Source organism: Candidatus Limnocylindrales bacterium (assembly GCA_035559535.1).
Classification (GTDB): domain Bacteria; phylum Moduliflexota; class Moduliflexia; order Moduliflexales; family JAUQPW01; genus JAUQPW01.
Genome location: DATMBG010000032.1, coordinates 112,844 through 125,915, shown reverse-complemented (window position 1 = coordinate 125,915; position 13,072 = coordinate 112,844). Strand labels below are relative to the sequence as shown.

The following is a 13,072-nucleotide window of genomic DNA, read 5'->3' as shown; positions in this document are numbered from 1 at the left end:
CCTTTTCCTTTAATAAAATAAAAAGTGCTCGTGTAATTGGATTATTAAGACACAATCAGATGCTAGAGATTAACCGAAGTTGAGGGTTAAGTCAAGAAAATACGTAACCTTTTCAGGGTGAAAAGGTATAATTCTCTGTCAATTCCATTAACCGAGGACGGTTGACCTACTTAGATTTGAGCAAAGCAATTAGATCAAACAGATTCCGATTCTTTCAGAGATCAGATGAGAAGAAAGCATTGTAAGTAGGTCGAACGTCCTCGTTTGACGAGCGAGAAATCCTCAACCTTATTGTGGTGTTGGTAACAGAGTTTAAGGGGACAGGATCATTGCATCCAGGGCCTCCATTACGGTGGTAACAATGCTGCTACGTTTGAAGCAGGGCTTCTAATGGAGGATCATTGCATCCAGGGCCTCCATCACGGTGGTAACCGGCAGGGATTCTAATCCTCCAGAAAGGTTCTCGACAGCAGGAAGGGTCGGATGAACAGACGTCATTTTTATTTCAGCCTGAAGGATTTTGACCTTTTTTCCAAGAGGTCTCCAGATTTTAGGATGACTGGGCCCAAAGAGTGCAATGACAGGGGTACCAACGGCAGCTGCCAGGTGGGTTACGCCCGAATCGTTTCCCAGGTAAATCCGGCAACGCTCCAAAATAGCGGCCAGAAGCCAGAGGGGTTTATTTTCGACCGGGACCGGATGTATCCCTTGGGAAAGTTCAAGTACTTTTTGAACATTTTCTTTATCTGCAGGTCCTGAAATGAGGAGAATGCGAGCCTGATAAGATTTAGAGGCTTCCAGACAAACCCGGGCAAATTTCTCAGGAGGCCAGACTTTTTTTAAGCTTCCACTCCCTGGATGGACGGCCAAGACCGGGTACTCCCTTTCCATGGGAAGCCGATTCTCTTTCCAAAACAGGTGAGCTTCCTCTTGGGCCCAGGGAGGAGGTTGAATTCTGGGATAATAGAGGTCGGGTATTTGTTCACCGGTAAAATCTTCAGCGTTCCCGGGTAAATGGGCTGTTTCTAGATTCAAGTCTAATCTTTTTAAGGTATTGAGGAGATATTTTACAACATGAATGGGGTTTTCTTGGGAAGGAAAGGGATTGAAATTATAAACCAGGGTTGCCCCTGTTTTACCGAGATTTTCGGTCCAGAGTCCTTCTGGATCCTGTTTGTAGGAGAGGATTAAATCAAAACTCCCGAAGAAGCGGACTAAATCGGGAGGAAGAGGCGCATCTTTTACAAAAAAAGCTTCCAGGCCCCTGCGCTCGATAGAGCTGATGTGATGGGCATAGGCCTCACCCAAAACAAGTTGCAACCGTTCCACATAACCCATGACCTCCAGGTAGGCTTCAGGAAAGGCCTGTCTTAAAGCCCGGATTAAGGGAAGCATGAGAAGGGTATCTCCCAAGGCACCGGCCCGGATAACCAGAATACGGCGAATTTTATCCGGCTTATGGCCTGCTTTTCCTTCACCTCCTAAACTTTTCATCCGGGATCCGAAGGCGCTCAACCACTTCCCCACCGATGAGATGCCGTTCGATAATTTCCATGACATCTTCTGGGGTTCGAACATTTCCATACCAGACTCCTTCCGGGTAGATCACAACGGAAGGACCGAATTCGCAGGCATCAAGACAACCCGCCTTATTAGCTCGAATGATGCCCTTGAAGCCCCGGCGATAAAGTTCTTCTTTAAAAAGTTCGGCTATTTTTTCAGATCCCTTCTCGGAGCAGCATCCCTTCGCATGACCCGGGGGACGTACATTAATACAAATAAAGATGTGATGTTTAAAACGCGACATGATCCTTACTCGTAGGCTTGTGCTAATAATTCTACAGGATGTAGAACCTCAGCCGACATTCCGTGCTTTTGGACTCCCATTCTAATCTGTAAGATACAGCCTGGATTTCCCGTTGCAATAATATCCGCCTGGGTAGCTTTAATATGGGCCATTTTACGTTCTAACAACTTCATGGACATCTCGGGATGGGTAATATTGTAAATTCCGGCACTCCCACAGCACCAGTCCGCTTCTTTAATCTCTACAAATTCCAGTCCGGGGATCGACTGCAAGATGATACGCGGTTGCTTACTTATTTTCTGACCATGGATGAGGTGACAGGGGTCGTCATAGGCTACCCGTTTACGAATCTCTTGGGTGGGTTTCTTGAAAGAAATTTCGACCAAAAACTCAGAAATATCCCGCACCTTCTGGCTGAAGGTTTTGGCTTTCTCAGCATAGTTGGGGTCGTGCTCCAAAAGAATTCCGTATTCTTTCAATGTGGAGCCACATCCGGCAGCATTGATGATAATAAAATCTACCTGGGCCCGATCGAACACATCGATATTATTTCGGGCCATTTTCTTGGCCACTTCCCGGACTCCTCCATGAATGTTCAACGCACCACAGCAGTTTTGATATCTAGGGATGACCACTTCGCATCCGTTCTCGGTAAGAACTTTAAGGGTAGCCTGATGAATAGCAGGAAACATCTCCTTCATGACGCAACCCGAGATCAAGCCGACCCGATATTTTTTCTCCCCTTTAGCCGGGACGACTTCGGGTAGATTTCCTGCTGAAGCAGGAAGTGGCGGGAGCATCTGCTCCATCTGCTCCAGATTTCCCGGAAGTATTTTAAGAAGTCCGGAACGACGAACGAAGGATTGCAGTCCGGACCGTTGATAAAACCGGAGAAGTGAGGCAAGAAGCCTGATCCGTTTGGGATAAGGAAAAATACCCTTAAAAACCGTATCCCGGATTAGTCTGGTAAGGAAAGGTCGCTTCCAGTTCCGCTCGATCTGGCCTCGGGCTGCTTCCATGATTTCTCCAAAGTGGACCCCAGAGGGGCAGGCAGTTTCGCAAGCCCGACAATCCAGACACAGGTACATATGTTCCACAAATTTCTCATTAATAGGAAGAATCCCATCGGCAACCGATTTGATTAAATAAATTCGTCCACGAGGAGAATCGGCTTCTACCCCAAGTTCCCGATAAGTAGGGCATTTCTGCAGGCAAAGTCCACAGTGGATACATCCCAAAATCCTATCGTAGTTGGGTGGATCTATATTATCAAACCCTAAATTTAGAACATTGGATTCTGCTGTTTCCATTTACAATCCTCCCACAAACCTCCCCGGATTTAAAATGTTATGGGGATCGAATTGGGCTTTAATTCCCTGCATCAGGCGAAAGCTACTTCCCGGGTGCCCCCAGATATCGATCCTTTCTTTCAAATTAATGGGAGCCAACTCCACAACCAGATTTCCACCTAAATTAACAACCGAAGTTCTCAGTTCCTCAATCATTTTAACCCATGTTTCTATAGGAGTTTCCGGCCGGGAAAAGTAAACATAAACGATTCCATTTCCTGCATGGGCTTGAAGCAGACCGGGTACTTCATACCTTTTTTCCATCCCATGGACAATTTGGAAAAGTTCCCCAACGGTTTTGGGGGGGATACTGGCCTTACAACTTAAGGTTGTACGGGTATGGGTAGTGGCCAGTGTGAAAAACTCCCGAATAGATCTCCGGAGTTTCCCTTCTGTCTCTCCGGCTAAAATCAGGGTATCGGTTGCGCCGGATTCTTTACAAACCCTTTCTGCCTGGGTTACCTGCCGTTCGACTGCTTCCGGCACCTCATCGGCTCCCATGGCTACGATGAAATTATTTTCAGGGGTTTGAATCTCAATAACCCGACTTAACAAGGTTCCGGCCAAGGGATTAAACAACTCCAGGAACGCCGGACTCAGTTCGGATTTGAAAATCCTGGTGACAGCTTCAAAGGCCGTTGAGAGGGACGGAAAGGTGGCCCACAGAGTTTTCTCCATCCTGGGGAGAGGACGAAGCTTAAAATTAGCCTCCACAATCACCCCTAAAGTTCCTAAAGCTCCTATATAGAGCTTATTCATATCATACCCGGCCACATTTTTAACAACCTTCCCCCCACCCTTGGTTACCATACCGCCCGGGTGAACCACCTTGATTCCGATAACCAGGTCTCGCGCCGTTCCATAAAGAAGTCTGCAAGGTCCAGAGGAGTTAGTGGACAAAATCCCACCGATGGTGGCCTTGGAAGCAAAGGGAGGATCCAATGCCAGAAATTGACCCCTTTGAGCAAGGGTACTTTGAAGATTTGCCAAGGTAATACCGGCCTGGGTCCTCACGGTTAGATCTGCCGATTCGTATTCAAGTATTTGGTTGAGGCGGGTCAATGAAAGAACCAAATCAACCCTTTTGGGAATTCCACCCAAATGCATCTTCGTCCCACTTCCACGGGGAATAACACTGACTCCCTCTTTATCGGCCAGGGCCAGGATTTCAGAAACTTCCAGAATGGTACCCGGGAAAACGATGGCTTTGGGAACCCGACCTTCTACCCTGTAGGGATCCATCTCTGAGGTCAAAAGGTGGGGTTCCCCAACAATATTGATAAGCTCTTTGATAAGGTTATCCAAGATAAATGAGAATAGAAGAATAAAAGAAGGAGAAAATAAGCCATCTACGATTTATTCTTCCGTTCTTCCTTTCTCCTATTCTCTCCCTCGAGAATTTCCTTTCCCTAAGCTACTTTACCGTAAAACCTGGCTTCTGCACTGCAGCCTTTGGAGGTAGGAAATACCTTTCCTGGATTCAGCAGATTATCCGGATTAAAAACGGTTTTAACTCGACGCATGGCTTCTAAATCTTCAGGAGTAAAGATCCAGGGCATATAGTTGTTTTTTTCGACTCCGATCCCGTGTTCTCCCGTGATACTTCCTCCCACGTCCACACAAACTTTGAGGATTTCCCTACCCGCTTCCAGGGCTTTTTCCACCTGTTTTTTATCGCGAAGATCAAAGAGGATAAGCGGGTGAAGATTTCCATCTCCGGCATGGAAAACGTTGGGAATACGCAGTCCATATTTTTGGGAGATTTCGGCTATTTTCCTTAAAACTTCCGGCAGTCGGGTTCTGGGGATCACACCGTCCTGGGTATAATACGTAGGGGAGAGACGACCGATGGCACTAAAGGCACCCTTACGGCCCTTCCAAATTATGGCACGTTCTTCCTCAGAGCGGGCAACACGGACTTCTCGAACCCGATTTTCCTTACAAACCTGGATAATCTGATCTGCCAGCTCTTCCATTCCCTCCTTAAATCCATCCAGTTCAATAATGAGGACGGCCCCGGCATCCAGGGGATAACCGATTTGGGTAGCTGCCTCTACCGCCTGAATGACCAGGTTATCCATCATTTCCAGAGCTCCTGGAATGATTCCCCGGGCAATAATTCCCGAAACGGTACTGCTGGCGTCATCCACTGTATCAAAAATACCCAGTAGGGTTTTAACTGCTTCCGGTTTATGCATAATGCGTACAATCGCTTTGGTTACCAATCCGAAGGTTCCTTCGGAGCCTACCAGAATCCCGGTTAGATCATAGCCCAGGGGATCTTCCATCTTACCCCCCACTTGAATGACCTCTCCATCCGGCAAAACGACTTCCAGACCCAATACATGGTTGGTGGTGACTCCATATTTCAGGGTGTGAGGTCCTCCGGAATTTTCGGCAATGTTTCCGCCGATTGTACAGGAAGCCTGGCTCGAGGGATCCGGTACATAATAGTATCCTTGCTCTGAAAGGGCTTCACTGAGATGTAAGTTAACAACCCCCGGTTCCACCACGGCCCGCTTGTTTTCATAATCAATTTCCAGGATTCGGTTCATCTTACAAAACTCGATGACAATCCCTCCCTGGAGAGATAAAGCTCCTCCGCTCAATCCCGTTCCGGCTCCGCGACCGACGAAGGGAATTTTTTCTCGATAGGCAAACTTAACAATATCGACCACTTGTTGCGTGGAGGTGGGAAAAACAACCACATCGGGAGGAGCTTTATCGATGGTATGACCATCACATTCATAGACGATTAAATCCTCCCGGGTTGACAGAACATTCCCAACCCCGACAATCTTGGCCAGTTCGGTGACCCATTTTTTCTTGTCCATAAACACCCCCCCCATTGAATTTTTGGTTCTTTTAATAATTTTTAAGCCCCCTTACTACGATATACTTGAAATGAATCCCTGTCAATCTTTCTGTGGTCTTTTTGGGAAAATAATCCCCTTCCTTACCTATCAAAGACCTTGACAGGGGAGAGGCCCTATCTTATACATTTAAAGTATGAAGCATATCATTATAGGAACCGCCGGGCATATCGATCATGGCAAAACAGCCCTTGTCAAAGCCTTAACAGGTATTGATACCGATCGACTTAAGGAGGAAAAAGAACGTGGAATTACCATTGATTTAGGATTTGCTTTTCTTCGCCTCTCCCCGGAAATCGAATTGGGAATCATAGATGTCCCGGGTCACGAGAAGTTTGTAAAAAATATGCTGGCCGGGGTGGGTGGGATTGATCTGGCCCTTTTCGTCATTGCAGCCGACGAAGGGGTTATGCCTCAAACGGAGGAACATCTTGCCATTTGTCAACTCCTTCAGATCCAGCAGGGGATAGTGGCTTTGACAAAGTCCGATCTGGTCGATGAAGAATGGCTGGAACTGGTGATAGAAGATGTAAAAAATTTTATAAAGGGCTCCTTTCTAGAAAAGGCCCCCATTGTTCCCGTTTCTTCCAAAACAGGGGTCGGCATCGATCATCTCAAGGGGGAATTAGAAAAACTGGCCCTTCAAGTCCAACCTCGAAATGCTGCAGGTATTTTTCGTCTTCCCATTGATCGGGTTTTTACCGTTAAAGGATTCGGTACCGTCGTGACGGGTACCTTAGTTTCAGGGGTCGTTCAGATCGAGGATACCCTGGAGGTTTTACCCAAGAAGTTAAAAGCCCGGGTTCGGGGAATCCAAACCTATAACCAGAGTGTTCAAAAAGCCTGGGCCGGGCAACGTACCGCCCTGAATTTGCATGGGCTTGAAAAAGCAAACCTGGAACGCGGAGACGTATTAATAGAACCCGACTTGGTTGAAGCTACTTATATGCTGGATGTCCACCTCCAGCTCCTGGCAAAAGCCGATAAACCCCTTAAAAATAGGACACGGGTTCGGTTCCATGTAGGAACCAGTGAGATCATGGCCCGGATCGTTCTCCTGGATCGCGAAGAATTGGAGCCGGGTCAGGAAACATTTGCACAAATTCATCTGGAAGCACCTGGAGTTGTTTTGGCCGGGGATCGTTATGTAATCCGGAGTTACTCTCCGGTTATCACCATAGGTGGAGGAGAGATCCTCAATCCTCATCCCCAAAAGCACAAACGGTTTGCCCCGCAACCCTTGAAAGATCTCAGGATACTCAGAGAAGGGTCTCTGGATCAGGTGATAGAAGTTTATGCCCGGTGGAATCGATGGAAGCCCGTTAACGTGCAAACCCTGTTAGGTCAAATAACCGCCTCAAAGCAAAATATCCGGTCTGAGTTGGAAAAGCTATCGGAACAGGGAAAACTGGTTCTCATGGACCCGGAAGCTCGAATTTTTATTCATCGAGATACCTATGAAGAATTGAAAGGAATGGTCCAGACCTACTTGAAAGATTTTCATGCTAAATATCCCCTAAAATTGGGAATGTCCAAGGAGGAACTCCGAAGCAAGCTTCCGGAAGAGCTACCTATTCAGATTTTCAATAAAGTTTTAGAAGAACAAACAGAAGCCGGGATCTTGACCGTGGATAAAAAAATAGTTCGATTAAGTACCCACCATATCCAATTATCCCTTGAGCAGGAGCAAATCCGGCGCAAACTTGAAGAGATTTATTTATCAGGAGGATTTCAACCTCCCAACTATGAAGAGGTTTTAGAAAAAATCGGTGGAAATAGGGAACTTGTCGAAGAGATCTTTCAATTTCTCCTGGAAGTCGGAACCCTTGTTCGGGTTCGAGAACCCATCTTTTATCATCGAAGTAAGCTGGAAGAGATTAAATCCACCGTAGTCCAATTCCTAAAGGACAAAGGGAGTATAGAGGTAGGAATCTTAAAAGATCTCCTGGGGATCAGTCGAAAGTATGCCATCCCCTTGTTGGAATACTTTGATTCGCTGGGTTTAACGATCCGAACGGGAGATACCAGGGTCCTGAGGGAGTTATAGTTTTTTAAAGATCAATTTCACCTTTTCACCCACAGAGATCACATCGTTATCCGATAAAGCGTATTCCTTAATTTTCTTTCCGTTAACAAACGTTCCGTTCGCACTTCCCAGGTCCCGAATAATAACCTGTCCGTTTTCGAAGCTTATTTTGGCATGGTATCGGGAGATTGAATCCTGATCTATTCTCAAGGTATTATCTTTGGCCCGTCCAATGGTCAGGGATTCTTCTGGTAAAATCATAAAAGGTTTATCTTCCTGACCTTCTTCCTTAAGGATTACAAAGGCCTGTTCCGATTCAACCATTTGTTCTAAATCGATATCTTCTTCCGCTTCGGTCAGTTCGGTGTCAGAAAAGTCATTTTCGGAAGACAGGGTTTGGGTGGCACTAAAGTTGAACTCGAATTCCTCTTCGAGAGGTTCCGATGAAGTTGGCGAGACTGCTTTTGGGGCAATCCCGGCTTCCTCTTCAGCCGGTTGAAAGGAGGATTCTTTAGCTTCTTCAGGGGGTATTTCAAAGTCTTCCAGTTCAAGGGGCAGAGTTTCCATAGGCTCTGTAACTTCTTGCTGAAGGTTTAGAATGAGTCGATAAAAAGCTAACTTATCCGAAAGGGCCTGCAATTTTTCCTTTTGATCTTTCAGGAAATTAATCTTATCCGAAGCCAGGGAAAGAAAAGCGGCTTTTGTATATTCTCCCACCATGCAACGAAATTTAAGTTCCTCATATTCAAAAGCCACCGGCTTGACAATCTCTACCAGTTCATCCCGTTTCCGGAGCATCAGGTCCATTTCATCCTTTAACTTTTTCTCTTTTTCCTCATGTTCGGCGGCGATTTCTTGCAATCTTTTCTGATAATCATTCTTAACCTTTTCGTAGGTAATGGGAGAGACTTTACTCTTATAACGTTCTGCCCTGGCCAGGTAAGAAGAGAGTTGATTTTTTTGGGATCGAAGTTCGTGGAGCCTTTTTATAAAACCCTCGTCGGAGAGGGTGATACCCAACTTAGCTAAGACTTCTGTGGCTTTTCTAAAAGGATTTGTGGACATAATTTTGTCTGTTATTCGTTGTCCGTTGTTGGCTGTCGGTTAGTAGCAACGGACAACGAACAACGATCAAACAAACAAGGGAGCCAGTACCAGCGTTATGGTGCTGAGCAACTTAATCAGCACATGGAGAGAAGGACCGGCTGTATCTTTAAGGGGGTCTCCGACCGTATCACCGACCACAGCAGCTTTATGAGCATCGGATTTTTTACCCCCATATACCCCTGTTTCAATGTACTTTTTGGCATTATCCCAGGCTCCCCCTCCGTTGTTCATGATGGTGGCAGCAAGGATACCAGCAATGGTTCCGATCATTAGAAGCGCCGCAACGGCCTCGGCTCCTAAACCCACCATTCGGAAAAGGAGACCCACCACAACCGGCATTCCTACGGCCAGAACACCGGGTAATACCATTTCTTTTAAAGCTCCCAGTGTCACGATATCCACACACCGGGCATAATTCGGCTTAGCTTTTCCTTTCAGAATTTCTGGATTCTCTTTAAACTGGGCCCGCACATCGTTGATAACGTAGTAAGCCGCTTTTCCCACAGCCCGGATAGCGAGTCCACTGAACAGGAATACCAGCATGGCTCCCAAAAGCCCTCCAATAAACACTTCCACTTTAGCGATATCTACCGAATGGAAAGGTTTACCGGTAATATGGGCAACCTCGTCCAGATAGGCGGAAAAAAGCAAAAAAGCGGCGAGGGCTGCGCTTCCAATGGCATATCCTTTGGTAAGGGCCTTGGTGGTATTCCCAACGGCATCCAATCGGTCGGTTTTTCTGCGGACTTCATCGGGTTGTTGGGACATTTCGATAATGCCGCCCGCGTTATCGGTAATAGGCCCAAAGGTGTCCATGGCCAAGATATAGGCGCATGTGGCCAGCATACCCATGGTAGCCACCGCCGTTCCGTACAGTCCACCCCCTTCCATTCCTTTTTGTCCACAGTAATAGGAAAAGAGGATGGCGGCAGAAATCACAACCACCGGAAGTGCCGTACATTCTAGAGCAACCGACAGTCCGGTAATAATATTTGTAGCCGGTCCGGTTTGAGAAGCCTGGGCGATTTCTTTAACGGGGCGATATTTGTATTCGGTGTAATATTGGGTAATATAAACAAAGGCAATACTGGTCAAAATTCCTATAAAACCTGCTAGAAAGAACCAGAGATTGTTCTTGAGCATAGTTGCGGTTGCAATATAAAAACCGATGGTAGCCAGAACAGCCGTTACGTAATAGCCCTTATTGAGGGCTTTCATAGGATCTCCCTGTTCATCGGTTTTAACCACCATGACGCCTGCCATACTGGCTATGAGTCCAAAAGCCCGGGCCAGGAGGGGAAATAAAATTCCCTTGATTCCAAAGTGGGGGAATAAAGCAACTCCCAAAATCATGGCACCGATGTTCTCTGCCGCCGTGGATTCAAAAAGATCGGCGCCACGACCGGCACAATCTCCCACGTTATCCCCGACCAGATCTGCAATAACAGCCGGATTTCTCGGATCATCCTCAGGAATTCCGACCTCTACCTTTCCAACCAAATCTGCTCCAACATCCGCAGCCTTGGTGTAAATACCTCCTCCCAATTGAGCAAATAAGGCGACAAAACTGGCCCCAAATCCGTAACCCACTATTAAAAAAGGAACCTTTTGAGGATCCGATAAACCGCCATAGAGAAGGAAAAGCCCCCCGACTCCCAGAAGACTCATGGCAACGACCGTAATTCCAGAAACCGCTCCACCTCTCAAGGCAATAATAAGCGCATTATTTAAACTGGTCAACGCCGCATTGGCCGTACGGATATTGGCACGCACTGAAACATACATCCCAATATACCCGGCCAGGGCGGAACACCCGGCTCCTAAAAAAAAGGCAAAGGTCGTTTTAACCGCCAGGTTCCAGTCCTCTTTCAAGAATCCATAGAGCAGAAGGATCAGCAGGCCTAAAGCCCCACTGAGAATTGCAATGGTTTTATACTGCCTCTTCAAGAAAGCTTCTGCCCCTTCACGTATAGCATTAGATATTTCTTGCATTTCATACTTGCCAGTACCCTGAGCTAAAACAAACCGGGCCAGATACCAGGCAAAACCTAATCCAAGGATACTAATGGCTAAGACTATCACCAAGGTCATAATAATCTCCTTATGTTTCTCCTTATGTTTCTCCTTATCGTTACTACGATATGTGAGTAGCTATTGAGTTTTATTTAAATTAGAAGATTTTTGAATTTAAACACCCAGGTTATTTTAAGACACCCGACGCAGGACAAGAAACAGAGCAGCTTTGTGCAAAACCCCTTATATTATACATCCTTTACCTATAAGAGTCTAGAATTTTGTTTAAGAATTTTGTACCCCCCTTTATGGGATTATGGAAAGACTCCATCTCTTACCACGCCTGTGGAAGCCTTTGTGAAAAACCTTGACTTCAAACAGAGATTTGGATACACCTATCTACAGGCTGAAACCGTTTTATTTTGTAATCATGGAAAAACGCCGTGGGAACGACTCGAAAATGGGAATCAGGTATATTTTTTAATCTTAATTAAATCGAAGAAATCATTTTTTCTTTGAAAACTGGTTTCAAAGATGGGAAAAGAAAAAATATGTTAAAATCCGATCGAACTACAGGTTTCTATGACCCGGCTTTAGAAACTCTTCCCCCCAAAGAGCGAGAAGCTTATGTGGTTCAGAAGCTTCGAGAAATTATGGGTTATGCCTACACCCATGCACCGGCTATCAGGGCCAGATTTGAAGCAGCTCGTCTGACTCCGCAGCATATCCAGACGGTAAAAGACCTGGAGAAGGTCCCAATTACAAAGAAAGATCAGCTTCCCCAACTTCAAAGGGAAAATCCTCCTTTTGGGGGATTTACAACCGTTCCGTCTCATCAACTCAAACGGATTTATGTTTCTCCAGGACCTATCTATGATCCTCAAGGGCCTGAAGAGAGGTATTGGAGGTGTGAAAAGGCCTTGTATGCAGCCGGGTTTCGGAAAGGAGATCTGGTTCAAAACACATTTGCTTATCATTTAACGCCTGCCGGACTTATTTTAGATGAGGCTTTGGTGGCAATGGGGTGTACGGTTATTCCGACCGGAGTAGGAAATACAGAACTTCAGGTTAAAATTTTATACGATCTGAAGGTTACCGGTTACACCGGCACCCCCAGTTTTCTGATGACCCTTCTCAGAAAAGCAGAAGAATTAGGTTATCAACCCCGAAAGGATCTTACGCTGGAAGTTGCTTTTGTTGCCGCCGAAATGCTTCCGGAATCTCTGCGGACGGAGCTGGAAGAAGGCTATCATCTTCTGGTTCGACAGGGATATCTGACTGCAGATGTGGGAACCATCGGATATGAATGTCGGGAAAAATCCGGTATGCACGTACCTGAGGAACTGGTGGTAGAAATCGTAGATCTGGAAGCCGGGAATCAGCTAGGGCCTGGAGAGGTTGGCGAAGTGGTGGTAACCAACTTCAATAAAACCTACCCCCTGATCCGATTTGGAACCGGAGATCTCTCTTATTTTACCGATGAGCCCTGTCCCTGTGGGAGGACCTCCCATCGCCTGGTTAAATTGGTAGGGCGCGCCAGTGAAACGACCAAGGTGAGAGGGATGTTCATTAGACCCGGTCAGGTGGATGAAATCTTAGCCAAACACCCGGATATCGCCAGGGGACAGGTAGTCATTACGCGTGTCCATCATCAAGATGAACTGAAACTTCGGGTAGAGCTTAAACCTGGCATACTGGAATCGGACACTTTAAAGAGTCAATTGGAACAAACCGTACGGGAGGTCATGAAATTGAGGGCTACGATTGAGTTGGTACCTGGAGGGACCCTTCCTGAGGGAGGAAAAAAAATTTTAGATGAAAGAAAATGGGATTAAGTTCAACAGAGGGAAAGAAGGAAGGGGAGAACGGGTCTTTATTCTCCCATTCTCCCCTATTT

General features: G+C 46.3%; 9 protein-coding genes. 2 read left to right on the top strand and 7 right to left on the bottom strand.

From position 1 onward, the window contains the following. Nucleotides 1–387: 387 nt before the first annotated feature. The 5 genes from VNM22_10380 to VNM22_10360 all read right to left on the bottom strand — a co-directional run bounded on the left by VNM22_10380 (nucleotide 388) and on the right by VNM22_10360 (nucleotide 5,990). Nucleotides 388–1,494 (bottom strand): glycosyltransferase family 9 protein, encoded by a 1,107-nt coding sequence (locus VNM22_10380; protein ID HWP47557.1) that lies wholly within the window; start codon nucleotides 1,492–1,494, stop codon nucleotides 388–390. Then, the gene (locus VNM22_10375; GenBank protein ID HWP47556.1) at nucleotides 1,475–1,807 is read right to left on the bottom strand and encodes a (2Fe-2S) ferredoxin domain-containing protein; all 333 of its coding nucleotides are present in this window, start codon (nucleotides 1,805–1,807) and stop codon (nucleotides 1,475–1,477) included. Before VNM22_10375 ends, VNM22_10380 begins: the two co-directional genes overlap by 20 nt. A gap of 5 nt (nucleotides 1,808–1,812) precedes the next feature. Continuing rightward, on the bottom strand, nucleotides 1,813–3,117 hold the full coding sequence (locus tag VNM22_10370) for a heterodisulfide reductase-related iron-sulfur binding cluster (GenBank protein ID HWP47555.1): 1,305 nt from the start codon (nucleotides 3,115–3,117) through the stop codon (nucleotides 1,813–1,815). Beyond that, on the bottom strand, nucleotides 3,118–4,410 hold the full coding sequence (locus tag VNM22_10365; protein ID HWP47554.1) for an FAD-binding oxidoreductase: 1,293 nt from the start codon (nucleotides 4,408–4,410) through the stop codon (nucleotides 3,118–3,120). A 155-nt stretch (nucleotides 4,411–4,565) separates the two neighbouring features. Further along, nucleotides 4,566–5,990, bottom strand: coding sequence for an FAD-linked oxidase C-terminal domain-containing protein (locus VNM22_10360; GenBank protein ID HWP47553.1), 1,425 nt, complete (start codon nucleotides 5,988–5,990; stop codon nucleotides 4,566–4,568). 175 nt (nucleotides 5,991–6,165) lie between these two features. Between VNM22_10360 and selB the strand changes: the two genes are divergently transcribed. Continuing rightward, nucleotides 6,166–8,076 (top strand): selenocysteine-specific translation elongation factor, encoded by a 1,911-nt coding sequence (selB, locus tag VNM22_10355; GenBank protein ID HWP47552.1) that lies wholly within the window; start codon nucleotides 6,166–6,168, stop codon nucleotides 8,074–8,076. Here selB and VNM22_10350 read toward each other — a convergent pair. Together VNM22_10350 and VNM22_10345 are read right to left on the bottom strand one after the other, a co-directional pair. Further along, nucleotides 8,071–9,120, bottom strand: coding sequence for an FHA domain-containing protein (locus tag VNM22_10350; GenBank protein HWP47551.1), 1,050 nt, complete (start codon nucleotides 9,118–9,120; stop codon nucleotides 8,071–8,073). The two genes, selB and VNM22_10350, sit on opposite strands and share 6 nt — an antisense overlap. A 66-nt stretch (nucleotides 9,121–9,186) precedes the next feature. Beyond that, nucleotides 9,187–11,253, bottom strand: a complete 2,067-nt coding sequence (locus tag VNM22_10345) for a sodium-translocating pyrophosphatase (GenBank protein HWP47550.1) — start codon at nucleotides 11,251–11,253, stop codon at nucleotides 9,187–9,189. Nucleotides 11,254–11,726: 473 nt separating this feature from the next. Here VNM22_10345 and VNM22_10340 point away from each other — a divergent pair, with 473 nt between their 5' ends. Then, nucleotides 11,727–13,010 carry an AMP-binding protein gene (locus VNM22_10340; protein ID HWP47549.1) on the top strand — a complete coding sequence of 428 codons (1,284 nt, stop codon included), beginning with the start codon at nucleotides 11,727–11,729 and terminating at the stop codon, nucleotides 13,008–13,010. Nucleotides 13,011–13,072: the final 62 nt, after the last annotated feature.

What these genes read in the sequence shown, in the direction of transcription:
- VNM22_10380 (HWP47557.1), bottom strand. Translation starts at nt 1,494, where the DNA reads ATGAAAAGTTTAGGAGGTGAAGGAAAAGCAGGCCATAAGCCGGATAAA.
- VNM22_10375 (HWP47556.1), bottom strand. Translation starts at nt 1,807, where the DNA reads ATGTCGCGTTTTAAACATCACATCTTTATTTGTATTAATGTACGTCCC.
- VNM22_10370 (HWP47555.1), bottom strand. Translation starts at nt 3,117, where the DNA reads ATGGAAACAGCAGAATCCAATGTTCTAAATTTAGGGTTTGATAATATA.
- VNM22_10360 (HWP47553.1), bottom strand. Translation starts at nt 5,990, where the DNA reads ATGGACAAGAAAAAATGGGTCACCGAACTGGCCAAGATTGTCGGGGTT.
- selB (HWP47552.1), top strand. Translation starts at nt 6,166, where the DNA reads ATGAAGCATATCATTATAGGAACCGCCGGGCATATCGATCATGGCAAA.
- VNM22_10350 (HWP47551.1), bottom strand. Translation starts at nt 9,120, where the DNA reads ATGTCCACAAATCCTTTTAGAAAAGCCACAGAAGTCTTAGCTAAGTTG.
- VNM22_10345 (HWP47550.1), bottom strand. Translation starts at nt 11,253, where the DNA reads ATGACCTTGGTGATAGTCTTAGCCATTAGTATCCTTGGATTAGGTTTT.
- VNM22_10340 (HWP47549.1), top strand. Translation starts at nt 11,727, where the DNA reads ATGTTAAAATCCGATCGAACTACAGGTTTCTATGACCCGGCTTTAGAA.